At 71.9% G+C, this 19,241-nt stretch carries 19 protein-coding genes and 1 pseudogene; 14 read left to right on the top strand and 6 right to left on the bottom strand.

Features of this window, described 5'->3' with window-relative positions; genetic code table 11:
- Window positions 1–80: 80 nt before the first annotated feature.
- Window positions 81–209 (bottom strand): annotated as a pseudogene (locus IE106_RS30095) (hypothetical protein); the annotation flags it as partial.
- A gap of 233 nt (window positions 210–442) precedes the next feature.
- Between IE106_RS30095 and IE106_RS02480 the strand changes: the two are divergent.
- Together IE106_RS02480 and IE106_RS02475 are read left to right on the top strand one after the other, a co-directional pair.
- Entirely contained in the window at window positions 443–685 is a 243-nt protein-coding gene (locus IE106_RS02480; RefSeq protein WP_189529554.1) for a hypothetical protein, read from the top strand.
- Between the two features lie 32 nt (window positions 686–717).
- Window positions 718–1,821, top strand: a complete 1,104-nt coding sequence (locus IE106_RS02475; protein WP_189529553.1) for an NAD-dependent epimerase/dehydratase family protein — start codon at window positions 718–720, stop codon at window positions 1,819–1,821.
- Here the strand turns inward: IE106_RS02475 and IE106_RS02470 are convergent, their stop codons facing one another.
- The gene (locus IE106_RS02470) at window positions 1,822–2,697 is read right to left on the bottom strand and encodes a glycosyltransferase family 2 protein (protein WP_189529552.1); all 876 of its coding nucleotides are present in this window, start codon (window positions 2,695–2,697) and stop codon (window positions 1,822–1,824) included.
- Between the two features lie 87 nt (window positions 2,698–2,784).
- Here IE106_RS02470 and IE106_RS02465 point away from each other — a divergent pair, with 87 nt between their 5' ends.
- The 8 genes from IE106_RS02465 to IE106_RS02430 all read left to right on the top strand — a co-directional run bounded on the left by IE106_RS02465 (window position 2,785) and on the right by IE106_RS02430 (window position 11,574).
- Entirely contained in the window at window positions 2,785–3,510 is a 726-nt protein-coding gene (locus IE106_RS02465) for an LbetaH domain-containing protein (protein WP_189529551.1), read from the top strand.
- 525 nt (window positions 3,511–4,035) lie between these two features.
- Window positions 4,036–5,085 (top strand): BMP family lipoprotein, encoded by a 1,050-nt coding sequence (locus IE106_RS02460; RefSeq protein ID WP_189529550.1) that lies wholly within the window; start codon window positions 4,036–4,038, stop codon window positions 5,083–5,085.
- Window positions 5,086–5,336: 251 nt separating this feature from the next.
- Window positions 5,337–6,878, top strand: a complete 1,542-nt coding sequence (locus IE106_RS02455; RefSeq protein ID WP_229839944.1) for an ABC transporter ATP-binding protein — start codon at window positions 5,337–5,339, stop codon at window positions 6,876–6,878.
- Window positions 6,875–7,984, top strand: a complete 1,110-nt coding sequence (locus IE106_RS02450; protein ID WP_189529548.1) for an ABC transporter permease — start codon at window positions 6,875–6,877, stop codon at window positions 7,982–7,984. The genes IE106_RS02455 and IE106_RS02450 overlap by 4 nt, the downstream gene beginning before the upstream one ends.
- Window positions 7,981–9,252: an ABC transporter permease gene (locus tag IE106_RS02445; protein WP_189529547.1), complete on the top strand. Its 1,272-nt coding sequence runs from the start codon at window positions 7,981–7,983 to the stop codon at window positions 9,250–9,252. The genes IE106_RS02450 and IE106_RS02445 overlap by 4 nt, the downstream gene beginning before the upstream one ends.
- The gene (locus tag IE106_RS02440) at window positions 9,249–9,656 is read left to right on the top strand and encodes a cytidine deaminase (protein WP_189529546.1); all 408 of its coding nucleotides are present in this window, start codon (window positions 9,249–9,251) and stop codon (window positions 9,654–9,656) included. Before IE106_RS02445 ends, IE106_RS02440 begins: the two co-directional genes overlap by 4 nt.
- A 128-nt stretch (window positions 9,657–9,784) precedes the next feature.
- The gene (locus IE106_RS02435) at window positions 9,785–11,062 is read left to right on the top strand and encodes a thymidine phosphorylase (protein ID WP_189529545.1); all 1,278 of its coding nucleotides are present in this window, start codon (window positions 9,785–9,787) and stop codon (window positions 11,060–11,062) included.
- A gap of 161 nt (window positions 11,063–11,223) precedes the next feature.
- Window positions 11,224–11,574, top strand: a complete 351-nt coding sequence (locus tag IE106_RS02430; RefSeq protein ID WP_189529544.1) for an STAS domain-containing protein — start codon at window positions 11,224–11,226, stop codon at window positions 11,572–11,574.
- Here IE106_RS02430 and IE106_RS02425 read toward each other — a convergent pair.
- From IE106_RS02425 to IE106_RS02415, 3 genes are all read right to left on the bottom strand, one after another.
- Window positions 11,507–12,484 carry a sigma-70 family RNA polymerase sigma factor gene (locus IE106_RS02425; RefSeq protein ID WP_189529543.1) on the bottom strand — a complete coding sequence of 326 codons (978 nt, stop codon included), beginning with the start codon at window positions 12,482–12,484 and terminating at the stop codon, window positions 11,507–11,509. The two genes, IE106_RS02430 and IE106_RS02425, sit on opposite strands and share 68 nt — an antisense overlap.
- Before the next feature lie 83 nt (window positions 12,485–12,567).
- Window positions 12,568–13,275 carry a L,D-transpeptidase family protein gene (locus tag IE106_RS02420; protein ID WP_189529542.1) on the bottom strand — a complete coding sequence of 236 codons (708 nt, stop codon included), beginning with the start codon at window positions 13,273–13,275 and terminating at the stop codon, window positions 12,568–12,570.
- A gap of 160 nt (window positions 13,276–13,435) precedes the next feature.
- The gene (locus IE106_RS02415; protein WP_189529541.1) at window positions 13,436–14,746 is read right to left on the bottom strand and encodes an MFS transporter; all 1,311 of its coding nucleotides are present in this window, start codon (window positions 14,744–14,746) and stop codon (window positions 13,436–13,438) included.
- A 63-nt stretch (window positions 14,747–14,809) separates the two neighbouring features.
- On the opposite strand from IE106_RS02415, the gene IE106_RS02410 reads away from it, so the two are divergent.
- Window positions 14,810–15,772: a LysR family transcriptional regulator gene (locus tag IE106_RS02410; protein WP_189529540.1), complete on the top strand. Its 963-nt coding sequence runs from the start codon at window positions 14,810–14,812 to the stop codon at window positions 15,770–15,772.
- A gap of 48 nt (window positions 15,773–15,820) precedes the next feature.
- On the top strand, window positions 15,821–16,204 hold the full coding sequence (locus tag IE106_RS02405; RefSeq protein WP_189529539.1) for a hypothetical protein: 384 nt from the start codon (window positions 15,821–15,823) through the stop codon (window positions 16,202–16,204).
- Between the two features lies 1 nt (window position 16,205).
- On the opposite strand, the gene IE106_RS02400 is transcribed toward IE106_RS02405, so the two are convergent.
- Window positions 16,206–16,982: an alpha/beta fold hydrolase gene (locus IE106_RS02400; protein WP_189529538.1), complete on the bottom strand. Its 777-nt coding sequence runs from the start codon at window positions 16,980–16,982 to the stop codon at window positions 16,206–16,208.
- Between the two features lie 549 nt (window positions 16,983–17,531).
- Here IE106_RS02400 and IE106_RS02395 point away from each other — a divergent pair.
- Entirely contained in the window at window positions 17,532–18,686 is a 1,155-nt protein-coding gene (locus IE106_RS02395; protein WP_189529537.1) for an adenosine deaminase, read from the top strand.
- A 135-nt stretch (window positions 18,687–18,821) separates the two neighbouring features.
- Entirely contained in the window at window positions 18,822–19,151 is a 330-nt protein-coding gene (locus IE106_RS02390) for an ATP-binding protein (protein WP_189529536.1), read from the top strand.
- Window positions 19,152–19,241: the final 90 nt, after the last annotated feature.

Raw genomic sequence — 19,241 nt, 5'->3', positions numbered from 1 at the left:
CCGAGCAGGTGTGGCGGAATGTCCAGACAACCGGCGAGCCGCCGAAGCAGCAGGACGTCCCGCATCGGCTGCTTGCCGCGCTCCATCCGGGACAGGGAAGCGGCGGTGTACCCGACCTGTCTGCCGAGATCGGCGAGGGTGATGTCAGCCGCGCGGCGGGCCAACCGAACGATCGCACCGGCGTCACGGCGGGCGAGGGCATCACGCATGGCTACTGACTGCCAGATCGGATGAGTGCTGTCCACGGCTCACCTCCTGCTGGGCACATTGTCCCGCCAAAGCACCGCTTTTTTACGAGGAGTTGCAAGCCGTTTACGCCGCGTGCAAATCGGGTGCGCGCCATACGGGTGCACCTGCCCTCGGCAGGCGGACTGCGGTGTCCTCGTGAGCACGGGCGGCACGTACGGAGCGGGTCGCAGACGATCCCCAAGGGGTGAGAGACATGAAGGAGAGCGCGGCGGTGCAGGACACATGGGCATCGGTCACCCACGCGACGCCTCTGAAGCGCGACGTGATGTACGACGACCGCGCCCAGCAGGCTGCCCTGGGCATCCAGCTCCACCACACCGACGGCCGGACCACCGAGTCGGCGTTGGTCCTGACCCCCGACCAGGTGGAGCTGTACGCCATCCAGTTCCAGCAGCTCATCGCCAAGCGCGAACAGGCCCGTCGGGCGGGCTGGTGACACCGAACACCTCACCACAGCGTGGAGGCGCCGTGTACGACAGCCACACGGAGGAACTCGTCGGCAGGACCGTGCTGGTCACCGGTGGAGCCGGGCTGATCGGCAGCCGGATCACCGGTTGCCTGCGCCGGGCCGGGGCCCGCCCGATCTCCCTGTGCTCGCTGGACGCGTACCCCCGACACACCTACCGCGACCTGTTCGGCGTCGACCCCACCCGTCCGGACGTCATCGTCGGCAACATCCAGAACCCGGGCCTGCTCAGGAAGGTGCTGGCCGAGTGCGACTACGTGATCCACGCCGCCGCCCTCGCGGATGTCGCCGCGTGCACCCGCACACCCATCGCCGCGATCCACACCAACGTCATCGGAACTCAGGTACTGCTTGACGCGGTGGCTGCCTGCGAGCGGATCCGCCGGCTGGTCTTCGTCTCCTCTGCCAGCGTCTACGGCAATGGAGCCCCGGAGGGCCGGGCACGTCCGTGCGAGGAGCACCGGACGGTGCGGAAGCTGCTGGAAACGGTGTACGGCCGGGTGCCGCCGCAGTTCCACGAGCACACGGCTTTGCGGCCGATGTCCGTCTACGCCAACACCAAGGCATGGGGTGAGACGCAGACCACCCTCATCCTGGGCTCTCGAGGCACTTCATACACGATCGTGCGGTACTTCTCCGTCTACGGTGAGCCGCAGGTGATCAAGGAGAACAGCCATTCGTGGGTGGTGGCCTGGTTCGCCACCCGTGCCGCTCTGGGGCTGCCGTTGCATCTCAACGGCGGCGGTCACCAGGTCCGGGACCTGGTCCACGTCGACGACGTCGCCGCTGCCACCGTACGAGCCCTGGTCGCCCCGCGAGCCCACAACGAAACGGTCAACATCGGCACCGGCAACCCCACGACCATCCGAACCGTGGCCGAACTGGTCGCCGAGCGATACCCGGGGACCCGATTCGTGGAGACGCCGATGCCGCCTGGTGACCCGCTCGGTGGCTACGCGGCCACCCACCGCATGGAATCGGTGCTCGGCTGGCGACCGGCGATCACCGTCAAGGAGGGGGTGATCCGCTACACGAACTGGTTGAGCAAGACGCCCGGAGCGATCCCCGGGTGGCTCCGGGCCGAATCCGAAGGCTCGACTGCCTGATCAGACGATCGGCGGCCGGCCCAGGCGGGTCATACGCCGGACTGTGGACCATCGCATCGGCCGACGGGGCGGGCACGCGGTGCGCACACCCTCGGCGAAGCCGCCGAACCAGGCCCGCAGATCCGTCGCAGAACGGGTGCGGACGATCGTGAGTCCGATCCAGACACCCAGGTAGACGGGGACGAGGAGGGCTGGAAGGTGCCTCTTGGCGAGCCAGACCCGATTGCGGGCGACCATGCGGTGGAAGACCGCGTGCCGGGTCGGCGACGTCCACGGATGTCGGAGCACCAGACGGGGCTCGTAGAGCACCTTCCAGTCCGCGTCCAGCGCCCGCCAGGAGAGGTCGGTCTCCTCGTGTGCGTAGAAGAACGGCTCAGGCCAGTCACCGACCTCCTGAAGCATCCGCATGGACAGCCCGTGCCCGCCACCGAGGAAAGTGGTGACCGGCCCGCCCCGCATCGGATCCGCCGCACGTAGGCGCGGAACGTGACGGCGCTGGGTGCGGCCCCGCTCATCGGCGATACGAAAACCGACGATTCCCAGACGCGGGTCCGCCGCGAACAGGCGGGTAAGCCGAGTGAAGACATCCGGGCTGATCAGCAGACCGTCATCGTCCAGGTTCACCACCACATCGACGTCGCCGAACTCCCTCAGCCGGGCCAGAGCGACGTTGCGGCCACCGGAGATCCCCAGGTTCTCCGGCAGCTCGATACCTGTCACCTCGTCCGGCAGGGACGGCAGCGGCGAGCCGTTGCCGACGACCACCACCCGCGTGGCAGGTGTGTCCTGCCCGGCGACCGACTCAAGGAGCTCGGCCAGCTCGGCAGGTCGTGTGCCCATGGTCAAAATGGCGACGCCCACGCGCGGGTGCCTCACGGACGAACTCTCCGTTCCTCGGTTCCGGTGCCGGTGATGCTAGCCATTCCGGGGCTGAGCCACTCACCACATCCCGAAAGGCCACCGATGCCGGACATCCACCTCGGCGACTACCTCACCGTCCCCACCGGCGGAATGCTGGCCGGTACCCCCTACGAGCAGATGGAGGAGACAGAACTGACCGACTTCCTCGTGCTCTGGGAGGACTGGCACCGCCAGGCCCTGTCCCGCCTCCCGTACCGCGTCCACCCCACCGCGCAGATCCACCCGACCGCGCTCATCGGCGATGACGTGATCATCGGTCCCCGTGTACGGGTGTGGGAGTTCTCCACCGTCCGTGACGGCTCTGTGCTCTGCTCCGACGTCTCGGTCGGTTTCAACTGCGAAGTCACCCGCTCGTTCCTCGGTGAACGGGCGATCCTCGGCCACCGCATCGGGATCAACCGCACCCTCGTCGGCGCTGACGCCCACCTGTCCGCCAACCTGACGGTCGCGGCCATCAGCATGTGGAGCACCCACATGAGCAACCCCGAGCGAGAGATCGTCCTGCGCACTCCTGACGGTCTCTACCGGTGCGGCACGCCGCGCTTCGGCGCACTGATCGGCGACCGGGTCCAGACCGGCAACAGCATCAGTCTCGGCCCCGGTCTCGCGCTCGGCCGCGACTGCCGGATCGCCAGCGGAGTCACCCTCGCCGCGCGAACCATCCCCGACCACAGCGTCGTCACCGCACCCCACACCTCCGAAACCCACGTCCGTCGGCGACCCGTACGCCGCGGGAGGAGCTTGGCGGCCGGCTCGCAGGACACCTAGCGGACTCGGTCTCCCGCGTCCGTCCGGGAACCGCGTCAGGCGGCGCCGTGCGTGCCGGTCGAGTGCGCGGGTGCCGCAAGGGGATCACCGTCTGCGGCACGGGAACACCTCGGCCGGAACGCCGCCCGTGGTCCCCACCCGACGGCCCAGCAGGCGCACCCCCCACACGAGGGGACCGCTGCGCGCAGGGAGGGCCGCCACCCGCGCGCTCGTCGTTCGGCGGGGGAGCGGGACCCGGAGCCGGCCCCGTACGGCCGTCGCCCGACTGGCCGGAACCCGCCGTTGCTCCGGCCGGGTGAACCTCCGTCCGTCCGCCGGGCGCCGCGTGGACAACCCGTGGTCGGCGGGACACGCTGGGGAGTCCCGTACCAGCTTCACCCTGCCGGAAGGCGGCCTGCGGGCGGCCTGTTCGCGACGAATCGATAACGGCTTCCGTACAGGGCTTTATCTGACATCTACGCGCGTTACGATCGCGGCGAAACCAGCGCCGGAAGAGGCGCTTCGGTCAGGTCGAAGGAGCCCCCCTTGCGCCGGATCACCAGGATCGCCACCGCGGGCATCGCGTCCGCGGCGCTCGCGCTCAGCGTGTCCGCCTGTGGCAGTGACAAGAAGTCGGACACCGCCGGCGACGCGAAGGACGGCAAGGCCGCCATCGCGTACGACATCGGTGGCCGCGGCGACCAGTCGTTCAACGACGCCGCGTTCGCCGGTCTGGAGAAGGCCGAGAAGGAGTTCGGCATCTCCGGCACGGAGGCCGAGCCCAGCGAGGGCGAGGGCGACCCGGACAAGGTCCAGCGCCTCACCTCGCTCGCCCGCGCCGGCAACAACCCGGTCATCGGTGTCGGCTTCGCGTACGCCCCGGCCATCGCCGAGGTCGCGCCGAAGTTCCCGGACACCACGTTCGGTCTGATCGACGACACGTCGAAGACCGGCAAGAACATCGCCAACCTGGTCTTCAACGAGGAGCAGGGCTCCTACCTGGCCGGCGTCGCCGCCGCCAAGGTGACCAAGTCGAACACCGTCGGCTTCATCGGCGGCGTCGAGACCCCGCTCATCAAGAAGTTCGAGGCGGGCTTCGTCCAGGGCGTCAAGGACACCAACAAGAACGTCAACGTCAAGGTCCAGTACCTGACGCAGCCGCCGGACTTCGGTGGCTTCTCCAAGCCCGACCTGGGCAAGGCCGCCGCGCAGGGCCAGATCGACGCGGGCGCCGACGTGATCTACGCGGCGGCCGGCCTCGCCGGCTCCGGCTCCATCGAGGCCGCCGCCAAGGCCAAGAAGTGGGCCATCGGCGTCGACTCGGACCAGTACAACCAGTCCGGTCTCGCCGCGTACAAGGAGTACATCCTCACCTCGGTGACCAAGGACGTCTCCGGCTCCGTCTACAACCTGATCAAGTCGGTCAAGGACGGCAAGCCGCAGAGCGGTGAGGTCCGCTACGGCCTCGACGCGAACGGCGTGGGCCTGTCCACCTCGAACCCGGCCTTCACCAAGCTGACCGAGGTCACCGCCGCGGTCGACAAGGCCAAGGCCGACATCGCGTCCGGCAAGGTCAAGGTCAACACCGCCCCGTAACCCAGTCACGGGGCCGGGACCCCGACCCAGGGGTCCGGAGGACGGTGTCCCCACCGCCCTCCGGACCCCGGGTCACGTCCTGGCCATGGGTTTTTGGCATCAGGGATCGCTACGCGCGTAGAACCCTCTCCGGCGCGATAACTTCGGCCACACCGAGCCCCACCGTGCCCAGCGTGCCCGCCCGTCCTCCTGCTTCTTCGCTCCTTTCTCGCCAAGGAGAGTGCGTCATCAACGCGTCCAGCCCCCCTGCCGTGGAACTGCGCGGCATCACCAAGCGCTTCCCCGGCGTCGTCGCCAACCACGACATCGACATCACCATCCGCAAGGGCACCGTCCACGCCCTGGTCGGTGAGAACGGTGCCGGCAAGTCGACCCTGATGAAGATCCTCTACGGCATGCAGAAGCCGGACGAGGGCACCATCACGATCGACGGCAACCAGGTCTCCTTCGCCAGCCCCGCCGACGCCATCGCGACCGGCATCGGCATGGTCCACCAGCACTTCATGCTGGCGGACAACCTCACGGTGCTGGAGAACGTCGTCCTCGGCGGCGAGAAGCTCCACGGCATCGGCTCCCGCGCCCGCGACAAGATCAAGGAGATCTCCGACGCGTACGGGCTGAACATCCGCCCCGACGCGCTCGTCGAGCAGCTCGGCGTCGCCGACCGCCAGCGCGTGGAGATCCTCAAGGTCCTCTACCGCGGCGCCCGCACGCTGATCCTCGACGAGCCGACCGCCGTGCTCGTCCCGCAGGAGGTCGACGCGCTCTTCGACAACCTGCGCGAGCTCAAGGCGGAGGGCCTCACCGTCATCTTCATCTCCCACAAGCTGGGCGAGGTGCTGTCCGTCGCCGACGACATCACCGTCATCCGGCGCGGTACGACGGTGGGCACGGCCGACCCGAAGACCACCACGCCCAAGCAGCTCGCCGAGCTGATGGTCGGCAGCGAGCTGCCCTCGCCCGAGACCCGCGAGTCGACGGTCACCGACGTGCCGATGCTCCAGGTCGACGGCCTGCGCCTCGCGCAGACCGACCCCGACGGCGTGGTCCGCGAGGTCCTCGGCGGGATCACGTTCACCATCCACAAGGGCGAGGTCCTGGGCATCGCCGGCGTGGAGGGCAACGGCCAGACCGAGCTGATCGAGGCCCTGATCGGCATGCGCGCCCCCGACGGCGGCGTCATCACCCTCGACGGCCGGGACGTCTCCCGCGCCTCCACGCGCAAGCGCCGCGAGGGCGGCATCGGCTACATCCCCGAGGACCGCCACCGCCACGGCCTGCTGCTGGAGTCCCCGCTGTGGGAGAACCGCATCCTCGGCCACGTCACCGAGGCGCCCAACAGCAGGCGCGGCATCCTCGACCCGAAGGCGGCCCGCCAGGACACCGAGAGGATCGTGCGCGAGTACGACGTGCGCACCCCCGGCATCGAGGTCACCGCTGCGTCCCTCTCCGGCGGCAACCAGCAGAAGCTGATCGTCGGCCGCGAGATGAGCCACAACCCGAAGTTCCTGATCGCCGCCCACCCCACCCGCGGTGTGGACGTCGGCGCACAGGCGCAGATCTGGGACCAGATCCGGGAAGCCCGCCGCGAGGGCCTCGCGGTGCTGCTGATCTCCGCCGACCTGGACGAGCTGATCGGGCTCTCCGACACCCTGCGGGTGATGTACCGCGGCCGCCTGGTCGCGGACGCGGACCCCGCCACGATCACCCCCGAGGAGCTGGGCTCGGCCATGACCGGCGCCGCCACCGGCCACCTTGAGCACAACCACGACGCGGACGGTGAAGGCCGATGAAGAAGTTCGACAAGGACAAGGTGCTGCTGGGCATCGCGGGCCCGGCGCTCGCCCTGGCCGTGGCCTTCGTCCTCACCACGCTCGTCCTGCTCGTCTCGGGCCTCGACCCGATCGAGCCCTACAGCCTGATGATCCAGGAAGCCGAGTACCCGGACATCCAGGTCCTCATCCTGAACCAGACGGGCACGTACTACCTGGCAGCCCTGGCCGTCGCCATCGGCTTCCGGATGAACCTGTTCAACATCGGTGTCGACGGCCAGTACCGCCTCGCCGCGATGGTCGCCGCCGTGGTCGGCGCGTCCGTCGAGCTGCCGGGCCCGCTGCACGTCCTGCTGATCGTGCTCGTCGCGGTCCTCGTGGGCGCCTTCTGGGCCGGCGTCGCCGGCTTCCTGAAGACCACCCGCGGCGTCAGCGAGGTCGTCTCGACGATCATGCTCAACGCCATCGCGACCAGCCTGATCGCCTGGCTGATCCTGCCCGCCAACCTCGGCGAGCAGCTGAAGGGCTCCAACGACCTCACCACCGGCGAGATCGCCGAGTCGGGCTGGATGACCGGCCTGGCGGTCGAGGGCGGCAACATCTACGGCTTCACCTTCGTCGCCTTCGCCCTCGGCGTCGTCTACTGGTTCGTCCTCAACCGCACCCGGTTCGGCTTCGACCTGCGCGCCACCGGCGCCAGCGAGTCCGCCGCCCAGGCGAGCGGCGTCGACGCCAAGAAGATGGTGCTCACCGCCATGCTGATCTCCGGCGGCATCGCGGGCCTCACCGGTCTGCCCCTGCTGCTCGGCCAGACCCACACCTACAGCCTGGCCTTCCCGGCCGGTGTCGGCTTCACGGGCATCACCATCGCCCTGCTCGGCCGGAACAACCCCCTCGGCCTCTTCTTCGCCGCGCTGCTCATCTCCTTCCTGGAGAAGGCGTCCGCCTCGCTGGACCAGTACGGCTACCCGAAGGAGATCACCACGATCATGAAGGGTCTCATCGTGATCGCGGTGGTCGTGTCGTACGAACTCGTCCGGCAGTACGGGCTCCGCCGGCAGCAGCAGAAGGTGGGCGAGGAGCTCGCCGCCCAGGCCCGCAAGAACAAGGAGGACGTGGCGGCATGAGCGAGTCCACGAGCACTGTTACCCCCGCGGCGACCGCGCCGCGGAAGGGCGGCGGGCGCCGCAGGCTGTCCCTGCCCGTCATCCTGCTGATCATCGCGGCCGGTCTCGCGCTGTTCTCGCTGGTCCGCGTCATCAGCGGCGCCAACGACCTGACCTCGGTCGGCCAGGTGTCCGGCGCCCTCCAGCTGGCCGTGCCGATCGGCCTGGCCGGCCTCGGCGGCCTGTGGGCCGAGCGGGCCGGCGTGGTCAACATCGGCCTCGAGGGCATGATGATCCTCGGGACCTGGTTCGGCGCCTGGGCCGGCTACCAGTGGGGCCCGTGGACCGGCGTCCTGCTCGGCCTCGTCGGCGGCGCGCTCGGCGGTCTGCTGCACGCGGTCATGACGGTCAGCTTCAACGTCAACCACATCGTCTCCGGTGTGGCGATCAACATCCTGGCCCTCGGAGCCACCCAGTACCTGTCGAACTTCACGTTCGCCGAGGCCCCCGGCGGCTCCTCCAAGCAGTCCCCGCGCATCGAGGCGATCGACCGCATCACCGTTCCCGGGCTGTCGGACTGGCTGGGCGACCTCCAGGCCAGGCACTGGTTCTTCGTCTCCGACCTGGCCGGCGTGATCGGCGGTGTGATCACCAACCTGTCGCTGCTGACCGTGGTCGCGCTGCTGCTGATCCCCGCCACCTGGTGGATCCTGTGGCGCACCGGCTTCGGCCTGCGGCTGCGCTCCTGCGGCGAGAACCCGGTCGCCGCCGAGTCCCTGGGCGTCAACGTCTACAAGTACAAGTACATCGCCGTCCTCGTCTCCGGCGCCCTCGCCGGCCTCGGCGGCGCGTTCCTGGCGATCGTGTCGACCGGCATCTACCAGGAGGGCCAGACCGGCGGCCGCGGCTTCATCGGCCTCGCGGCGATGATCTTCGGCAACTGGATGCCGGGCGGCCTGGCCCTGGGTGCCGGCCTGTTCGGCTTCACCGACAGCCTCAAGCTGCGCGGCGGCGCCGAGAACGTCCACGCGATGCTGCTCCTGCTGGCGATCCTGCTGGTCATCGCACTGGTGTGGACGCTGTACAAGAAGAAGTACGTGGCGGCCGCCGTCTCCGCCGTCTCCGCCGCCGTCCTCTTCGCCTGGTACGCGATGACGGACACCCTGCCCAGCCAGTTCGTCGACGCCGCGCCGTACGTCACGACGCTGCTCGTGCTGGCCCTGTCCGCGCAGCGGCTGAGGATGCCCAAGGCCGACGGCCTGCCCTACAAGAAGGGCCAGGGCAAGTGACCGTCGCCGCGGAGCCGTCCTCCTTCGACTGGGACGCCCTGTACGCCGCCGCGCGGGACGCCATGTCCCACGCGTACGCGCCGTACTCCGGCTACCCGGTCGGGGCGGCGGCCACCGTCGACGACGGCCGCACGGTCACCGGCTGCAACGTGGAGAACGCCTCGTACGGCATCGGCCTGTGCGCCGAGTGCGGGCTCGTCTCCCAGCTCCAGGCCACGGGCGGCGGCCGGCTCACGCACTTCGTGTGCGTGGACGGCCGCGGCGAGACGCTCGTGCCCTGCGGTCGCTGCCGGCAGCTGCTGTTCGAGTTCGGCGGCGGCGAGCTGCTGCTGGACACCCCGGACGGCGTACGGACGCTGGACGAGATGCTGCCGCAGGCGTTCGGCCCCGCGCACCTCACCTAGGTCGTGTCTTCACAGTCCCCGAGTGGGGCGCGGCCCCTCCCTTCCCCCGGGTGGGAGGGGCCGCGCCACCCCCTGTCTCTATGCGCGTAGACGCTTCGTCGTAGCCCGCTGGAAGGAACACTGAGCCCATGGACGCGATTTCCGTCATCCGCACGAAGCGGGACCGGGGCGAACTGACCCCGGAGCAGATCGACTGGGTCATCGACGCGTACACACGCGGCGAGGTCGCCGACGAGCAGATGTCGTCCCTCGCGATGGCGATCCTGCTCAACGGCATGAACCGGGCGGAGATCGCCCGCTGGACCGCCGCCATGATCGCCTCGGGTGAGCGGATGGACTTCTCCTCGCTCTCCCGCCCCACCGCCGACAAGCACTCCACCGGCGGCGTCGGCGACAAGATCACGCTGCCGCTCGCCCCGCTCGTCGCCGCGTGCGGCGCCGCCGTGCCGCAGCTCAGCGGCCGGGGCCTCGGCCACACCGGCGGCACCCTCGACAAGCTGGAGTCCATCCCCGGCTGGCGCGCCCTGCTGTCCAACGAGGAGATGCTGCACGTCCTCGACACGACCGGCGCCGTGATCTGCGCGGCGGGCGACGGCCTCGCCCCGGCCGACAAGAAGCTGTACGCGCTGCGCGACGTGACCGGCACGGTCGAGGCGATCCCGCTGATCGCCTCCTCGATCATGTCGAAGAAGATCGCCGAGGGGACGGGCTCGCTCGTCCTGGACGTGAAGGTCGGCTCCGGCGCCTTCATGAAGAACATCGACGACGCCCGCGAGCTGGCCTCCACCATGGTCGGCCTGGGCACCGACCACGGCGTGCGCACGGTCGCCCTGCTCACCGACATGTCGACACCGCTGGGCCTGACGGCGGGCAACGCCCTGGAGGTCCGCGAGTCCGTCGAGGTCCTCGCCGGCGGCGGCCCCGCCGACGTCGTCGAACTGACCGTCGCGCTCGCCCGCGAGATGCTCGACGCGGCCGGCATCAAGGACGCCGACCCGGCGAAGGCCCTCGCCGACGGCTCCGCGATGGACGTGTGGCGCCGCATGATCGCCGCGCAGGGCGGCGACCCGGACGCCGAGCTGCCGGTCGCCCGCGAGCAGCACGTCGTGACCGCCGCCTCCTCCGGCGTCCTGACCCGCCTCGACGCGTACGGCGTCGGCGTCGCCGCCTGGCGCCTCGGTGCGGGCCGCGCCCGCAAGGAGGACCCGGTGCAGGCGGGCGCCGGTGTGGAGCTGCACGCCAAGCCGGGCGACACGGTCACCGCCGGCCAGCCGCTGATGACGCTGCACACCGACACGCCGGAGAAGTTCGACTACGCCCTGAAGTCCCTGGAGGGCGCCTGGGACGTCGCCCCGGCGGGCACCGCCTTCACCCCGCGGCCGATCGTCCTCGACCGCATCGCCTGACACCCGCGCGGCGGGCCGCCCGGCGGCCCGCCCCGCACGCGCCGGACCCGACCGCCTCGGCGGTGGGTGACAGGCGGGCGGCGGTCGCCCGCCCCGCACGCGCCGGACCCGACCCCCGCCGCGCCCGATGAGTTCCGGGCGCGGTGGGGGTCTGGTCTGGTGTGGATGACACGGATCCGATCGTTCTGCGCGTCGGCGGGCTGATCGAGCCCGCCGACGCGCCACGCCTGTGCGGCGAGCTGGCCGCGCTCCTCGACGGCGCCGCCCCGGGCGCGGCGGCCACCGTCGACGCGGCCGCGCTCGTACGTCCCGGCCTGGCCGCCGTCGACGCGCTCGCCCGGCTGCACCTGACCGCCCACCGCCTGGGCCACCCGCTCACCGTGCGGAACGCGCGGCCCGACCTGCGGGCCCTGCTGACGCTGGTCGGGCTCGCGGACCGGCTGCTCAGGCCTCCAGACGATCCGGGAGGCCGAACAGCGGGAACCACCGCTTCACGTCCAGGAAGGACGTGATCCCCGAGACCTTCCCGTCGACGACCTCGACGACCATGAGCGCCCACGGGGTGAACCCGCCCGCCGGGTCCGGGTGGTAGTGCGCGAACGCCGGCGTGCCGTTCGCCGCCGTCGCCACCAGGCGCGAGCCCCGGCAGACCGCGCCGACCCCCAGCATCCAGCCCACGATGTCGTCGTGGCCGCGCAGCCAGAGGTCGTAGGGCGGCATGGACAGCGTCGCGTCCTCGTGGAGCAGCGCCGTCAGCGCCGCCATGTCGTACGCCTCGAACGCCGCCACGTACCGGTCCAGGAGGTCCTTCTGCTCCTCGTCCAGCGGGTCGGCCGCGTCCGTGCGGGCCGGTCTCGACGCGGCGAGCGTCGCCCGGGCCCGCTGGAGCGCGCTGTTCACCGACGCGACCGAGGTGTCCAGCAGCTCGGCCACCTCGCTCGCCTTCCAGGCCAGCACCTCCCGCAGGATCAGCACCGCCCGCTGCCTGGCCGGCAGGTGCTGGAGCGCCGCGACGAACGCCAGGCGCACCGACTCGCGGGCCAGGGCCGCCTCCGCGGGGTCGGCGGCCTGCGGCAGCACCCGCCCGTCGGGCACCGGCTCCAGCCAGGTGGCCTCGGGGCGGGCGGTGAGCTGGGCCTGCGCGACGGGCGTCGACGCCGTGAGGTCCATCGGGCGGGCCCGGCGGTTGCCCGCGTGGAGCGCGTCCATGCAGACGTTCGTCGCGATCCGGTACAGCCAGGAGCGCAGCGACGAACGGCCCTCGAACCGGTCGAGGGCGCGCCAGGCGCGGACCATCGTGTCCTGCACGGCGTCCTCCGCCTCGAAGGCCGAGCCGAGCATCCGGTAGCAGTAGCCGGTCAGCTCCTTGCGGTACTCCTCGAGCCGGGCCTCCAGGACCTCCGGAGCCGCCACATCCGCCATCGCGTCCACCCCTGTCGCGCTGTGCCTTCCGTCTTTCGGGGAAGCTACCGGAGGGCACTGACAACGCGGCCCGGAGCGGCGCGTCACGTACCGGGCTTGCGCCCGTACACGAACACGTCGTCGCCGTTCCGCAGCAGGTTCCAGTATGCCTTCGCGTCGGCGGGCCGCATGTTGACGCAGCCCCCGGAACCCGGCGGGTTGTACATGGACTTGGTGGTCGAGTGGAACGCCTGCCCGCCGTCGAAGAACTGCGAGTACGGCATCCACACCTTGTAGATCGTCGACCAGTGGTTGAGGCTGCGGTGGTAGACCTTCCGCGCGCCCGTGCGGGTCTCCGCACCGTCCCGGCCCGTGCGGACCGGCACCGGCCCGTACACCAGCTTCGCCCCGTCCTGGACCCAGCTGAGCTGCCGGGTCAGGTCGACGCAGGCGATCCGGCCCTTGTTGACCGGGCAGGCGCCCGCCTTGTTGGGCGTCTTCCCGGCGGCCCGCTGCTTCAGGATCGTGTCCATCGTGCGCCAGGTCAGCGGACCGGCGTAGCCGGCGGCCGGCGTGATGCCGTGCGTCTTCTGGAACGACCGGATCGCCTGGCAGTCCGCCGTGGACTGCCGGCCGTCGACCGGCCTGCCCAGGAACTTCTCGACCTGCTTCTGGTACGGCCCGGCCTGCGTCGTGCACGACGACGCCGCCTGCGCGGGCCCCGCGCCCACGGCCAGCGCCAGCGGTACGACCAGCCCGGTCACGCCCAGTGCGGCGCCCGTGCGCCGCCGTGCCCCGCCCTTGACCCCCATGGTCCTTTTCCCCTCCTGCGCCCCGCGCTCTCGTCCGTCCCGTAGGACGTTCGGTGCGAAGGGGTGGTTACGTCAAGAGCCGACTCTTTTCCGTTATGGGAGCAGTACGCGGAGCGGACCGGCGGGCACGGAGCGCGACGGAGTACCGCCGGCGCGCGCCTCAGCGGGGCCCGCCCGCCGCGACGACCGCGCTCCGCCGCCCCGCCGGGCGGGCGCGGCCGGACTCCGGCCGTGTCCGCTCCGCCACGCGCGCGCGGTGCGTGCCGTACAGGGTGAGGGAGACGACGCCGAGGACGGCGACCAGGCCCAGCAGGACCGTGCCCGACCAGCCGCCCGCGTGGTAGGCGACGGCGCCGAGCGTGCCGCCCGCGCTGCTGCCCAGGTAGTACGCCGACTGGTACAGCGCCGACGCCTGCGCCCGGCCGGTGGTCGCCGCGCGGCTCACCGACGACGAGGCGACGGCGTGGCCGGCGAAGAACCCCGCCGTGATGAGCACCAGGCCCGCCAGCACGGCGGCCAGCGACCCGGCCAGCGACAGCAGCAGACCGGCCGCCGTCGTGGTCACCGCCAGGTACAGCGCCCCGCGCCGCCCCATGCGCCCGACCAGCCTGCCGGCCGCGGCGGACGACGCCGTACCGACCAGGTACACGAGGAACACCGACCCGACGACGCCCTGCGGCAGCGAGAACGGGGCCTCCACCAGCCGGTAGCCGATCACCGTGTACACGGCGCCGAACACCGTCATGAACAGCCCGCCGATCGCGTACAGCCGCAGCAGCAGCGGGTCCGACAGGTGCGTGCGCACCGTCCGCGCCATCGCGCGCGGGTCCAGCGGCGACGGCGCGAAGTGCCGCGCGGCCGGCAGCAGCAGCCGGTACGCCACGACGCACGCCACCGCCGTCAGCCCCACGGCGGCGAGCCCCGCCCGCCAGCCCCACAGCTGCGCCACCCAGCCGGTCACGATGCGGCCGCTCATCCCGCCGATGCTGTTGCCCGCGACGAACAGCCCGATCGCCGCGACCAGCGCCCTGGGCCGCACCTCCTCCGCCAGGTACGCCATCGCCGACGCCGGCACCCCGGCCAGGGCCGCGCCCTGGACGGCGCGCAGCACGACCAGCCACTCCAGGTTCGGCGCGAACGGCACGAGCAGGCCCACCGCGACGGCCGTCACCAGCGAGCCGGTCATCACGGCCCGGCGGCCGAACCGCTCCGACAGGGCGCTCATCGGCAGCACGCACAGCGCGAGCGCGCCGGTCGCGGCGGAGACGGTCCAGCTGGCGGCCGACGCGGTGACCGCGAAGTCGGCGGAGACGGCCGGGAGCAGGGCCTGGGTCGAGTAGAGGAGGGCGAAGGTCGCGACACCGGCGGCGAAGAGGGCGAAGCTCATCCGGCGGTGGCCGGGGCGTCCGGGGGCGAGGCGCGTGTCGGCGTCCACGGTCGTCGTGGACGCCTTGGTACTGGCGGGAGACATGCCTCGACCGTACGGAGCGCCCGGTTCATGCGTCCAATGCATGGAACGGCTTTAATCGTTCCCATGGTGCATGAGTACAGGTCACAGCCCCGGCTGTCACTGAACAGTAACGAAGAAGAAATCGGCCTGCTGCTCGCGCCTCGCCTGGCGTACTTCGCGGCCGTGGCCCGCCACGAGCACGTGACCAGGGCCGCGCAGGAGACGGGCGTCCCGCAGTCGACGCTGTCGCGGGCCGTGGCGCGCCTGGAGGAGGACCTGGGCGTCACGCTGTTCGCGCGGAAGGGCCGGGTCCTGTCGCTGACCCCGGCGGGCCGGACGTTCCTGCTGTCGGTGGAGCGGGCCCTCGGCGAGGTGGAGCGGGCCGCCGAGGCCGTGCGCGCCGACGTCGACCCGACGGCGGGGCGCGTCGCGTTCGGCTTCCTGCACACGATGGGTTCGGAGACCGTACCGGGTCTGCTGCGGGCGTTCCGCGTCGACCACCCGAAGGTCCGCTTCACGCTCGTCCAGAACTACGGCGAGGCGATGATCGAACGGCTCAGGGCGGGGGAGTTGGACCTGTGCCTGACCTCGCCGGTGCCCGACGCCCCGGACCTGGCCGCCCGCCGCCTCGACGAGCAGCGGCTGCGGCTCGTCGTGCCGGACGACCACCGGCTGGCCGGCCGCAAGCGCATCCGGCTCGCGGAGGCGGCCGACGAGGCGTTCGTGACCCTGGAGCCGGGGTACGGGCTGCGCCGCATCACCGACGACCTGTGCGCCGAGGCGGGGTTCCGGCCGCGCGTCGCGTTCGAGGGCGAGGAGGCGGAGACGCTGCGCGGGCTGGTCGCGGCCGGTCTGGGCGTCGCCCTGCTGCCGCCGCCCGCGGTGCCCCGCCCGGGCGTCGTCGAGCTGACGGTGACGGCGCCGCGCGCGGTCCGCGAGATCGGCGTCGCCTGGCAGGCGGGCCGCCCGGACACGCCTCCGGTGGCGGCGTTCAAGAAGTTCCTGCTGTCGCGCCGCGGCAGGCTCCTGGGCGTCTCCGAGCAGTAGGCGGGCGCCGTGCGGCATCGGGCGGCGCGCGCCGGGTACCCGGCGGCCATGACCAGGAACGACGACCAGAACCCCGTACGGCCGGACGACGCGGACCGGGAGCGTCGGGTGGACCAGCGCAGCGGCCACGAGGCGGAGGCCGCCGAGGCGGCCCGCCGGGCGGAGGAGGAGCGGGCGGCGTCGCGGCCGTTCAGCTATCCGCACCCCGAGCGCCGCCCCGGTGTCCGCGCCACCCGCCACATCGCGCGCGAGGAGGCCGACGCGGACAGCGTCCCCGGTGTCCCGGGCGGCTACGGCACGACCGGCGGCGGGCAGCCCGGCGGCAGTCCCGGCATCAACCCGGACCGCCGGGGCACCCTCGACCCGTCCGAGTACGCCGACACCATCGCCGGCGGCGAACCCGACCCGCGCCGCGACCCGAGGGAGGACTGAGTCAGGGCCGCAGCGAGCGCCCGAACCCGGCCGCCAGCGGCATCCGCAGGCCCAGCGGCGGCGGCGCCGCGAACGCGTCGGTGACCGGGCGGGTGTACGGGCGGTCGAAGAGGGACCCCAGCACGAAGTCCGCCGCCAGGGCGAGGACCTCGTCGTGGTGCTGGCGCAGTGCGTGCCCGTCGGAGTGGACCTCGAAGCGGCACGTCGACCGGTTCGCCTTCTTCGCCCGCACCGCCAGCCAGTACGACAGGTCGGGGTGGGCGGCGGCGTCCGTCGTGCCGTGCACGATCATCACCTGGCGGCCCACCAGCTGCCGGACCGGTTCCGGCTCGGCGGCCACGTCGTCCTCCGGCAGCCACGGCGCGAGCGCCAGCACGGACGCCACGGCCGCGTGCCCGGCCGCCCGCAGCGCGGCCCGTCCGCCCATGCCGTGCCCGACGAGGCAGACCGGTACGTCGCCGTGGCGCCGCACCACCTCGGTGACCGCCCACCGCGCGTCCGCCGCGAGCTGCGCGTCGGTGCCGTTCCAGCCGCGCCCCCGGTAGCGCACCACGTGCGCGGCCAGCCCCTCGTCCCGCCCCGCCCGCACGAGCCGACGCGCCAGCGGCAGCAGCGCGGCGTGGTGCAGCGGCGAGGGCCGGCGTGCCGACTCGGGCGCGCCGTCGGGGAGGAGGAGCACCACCCCGCCGACCGTCGCCGCCGAATCCGAACCCCCTACGGCCCGCCCCAGGCGGGGCTGCCGGGCGCGGCCCGGACCTACGAGTACGTGGTGTGCCATGGCAGAACAGTCTCAGAAGACGAGGTGTACGCCACCCGTACACGCGGTCACCGTTCCGTATCGGGTGTCCCCGCTCCCCCCTCCGGTCCCACCTGCCCCACAGAGCCGGAAAGTGATCCCCCGTCGGACCGCTCACACGAGCGAAGGGGCCCACCTGCGCAGGGAGGGGAGGACGCCCCCGTGAGCCGTTCACACGACCGGAGGGACACGACCCCGTGCCGGGGAGGGGGGAGGGTGCCCACGTGGGCCGCTCGTGGAGCCGAAGGGGCGCGCGGGTGTGCGGAGGGGCCACGCCTTGTGCCGGGGTGGGGGAGGGTGCCATGTGGGGCCGCTTGTGGAGCCGAAGGGGCGCGCGGGTGTGCGGAGGGGCCACGCCCTGTGCCGGGGAGGGGGAGGGTGCCCCATTGGGCCGCTCGTGGAGCCGAAGGGGCGCGCGGGTGTCGGGAAGACGAGCGCGCGCAGGCCCCGAGGAACGAGGGGCCGAGCACGGTCGACTTCCCGACACCCGCTGAAAGCGCCCCGGAGGCGGAACGAGCCCAGAATAAAAAGATGCCGAGTCAGAACCCCGCCCTCCCCACCCCCGACCAGATCCGCCGCGCCCCGAAGGTCCTGCTCCACGACCACCTCGACGGGGGGCTGCGCCCCGGCACGGTCGTCGACCTGGCCCGTGCGGGTGGTTACGACGCCCTGCCCGAGACCGAGCCGGACCGGCTCGGCAGGTGGTTCCGGGAGGCCGCCGACTCCGGTTCCCTGGAGCGGTACCTGGAGACGTTCGCCCACACCTGTGCCGTCATGCAGACCCGTGAGGCCCTCTTCCGGGTCGCCTCCGAGTGCGCGCAGGACCTCGCCGAGGACGGTGTCGTGTACGCGGAGGTCCGCTACGCCCCCGAGCAGCACCTGGAGGGCGGTCTCACCCTCGACGAGGTCGTCGCCGCCGTCAACGACGGTTTCCGGGAGGGTGAGCGCCGTGCCCGCGAGAGCGGTCGCCGCATCCGTGTCGGTGCCCTGCTCACCGCGATGCGGCACGCCGCCCGTGCCCTGGAGATCGCCGAACTGGCCAACGCCCACCGTGACGTGGGTGTGGTCGGCTTCGACATCGCGGGCGCCGAGGCCGGCTATCCGCCCACCCGGCACCTCGACGCGTTCGAGTACCTGAAGCGGGAGAACAACCACTTCACCATCCACGCCGGGGAGGCGTTCGGCCTGCCGTCGATCTGGCAGGCCCTCCAGTGGTGCGGCGCCGACCGCCTGGGCCACGGCGTCCGCATCATCGACGACATCCGGGTCGCCGACGACGGCACCGTCGCGCTGGGCCGCCTCGCCGCGTACGTGCGCGACAAGCGCGTCCCGCTGGAGATGTGCCCGACCTCCAACCTGCAGACCGGCGCCGCGGCCTCCTACGCGGAGCACCCGATCGGCCTGCTCCGCCGCCTCCACTTCCGGGCGACCGTCAACACCGACAACCGGCTGATGTCCGGTACCAGCATGAGCCGCGAGTTCGAGCTGCTGAGCGAGGCTTTCGGCTACACGCTCGACGACATCCAGTGGTTCACGGTCAACGCGATGAAATCGGCGTTCATTCCTTTCGACGAACGACTGGCGATGATCAACGATGTGATCAAGCCGGGATACGCCGAACTGAAGTCCGAATGGCTGTTCAGTCAGACCGCCACCACCAGCGCCTCTTCTGGAGAAGAGGACTGACACGGCGTCACGGCCGACGGGCGGGGACGGCCGGCGCGGGGAATTCCGGGCCGTCCTCCGTGTTTGCGGGCCGAGCCGCGCGGTGGCTAGGTTGCGGAGCTGCTCATCCCCGATTTCCCGCAAGGACGAATTTCGATGAAGCACTCCGCTGCCAAGACCCTCGGTGTCGCCGCGCTCGGCGCCGCCTTCGCCGTCTCCGCCGCCGGCAGCGCCTCCGCGCTCACCACGCTCCCCACCGACTCGGCCCTGAAGACCGCCAAGCAGGCGCTGCCGGTCGGGCTGGTCGCCTCCGCGCTGCCCGGCGGCCCGGACGGCAGGGCCGCCACCCGGCTGGAGGGCGCCCTCGACACCGTCGCCCAGGCCGCCTCCGCGGTCCCGACCAAGACCCCGCACGACCCGGTCACCAAGCTCCTGGGCGGCCTGCCCGTCGAGGGCACCTCCCCGGTCTCCGCCGGCCTCGGCTGAACCGGCCCCCCGACCCGTACGACGTACGACGGCGGTGGACGCGCCCGGAAGGGGCGCGCCCACCGCCGTCGTGTCGGGGGGAGGGGCTTC

This window comes from Streptomyces roseolilacinus, assembly GCF_014649335.1.
GTDB classification, from domain to species: domain Bacteria; phylum Actinomycetota; class Actinomycetes; order Streptomycetales; family Streptomycetaceae; genus Streptomyces; species Streptomyces roseolilacinus.
The sequence above is the reverse complement of the archived record's forward strand: the minus strand, read 5'-3'. Positions and strand labels throughout refer to the sequence as shown.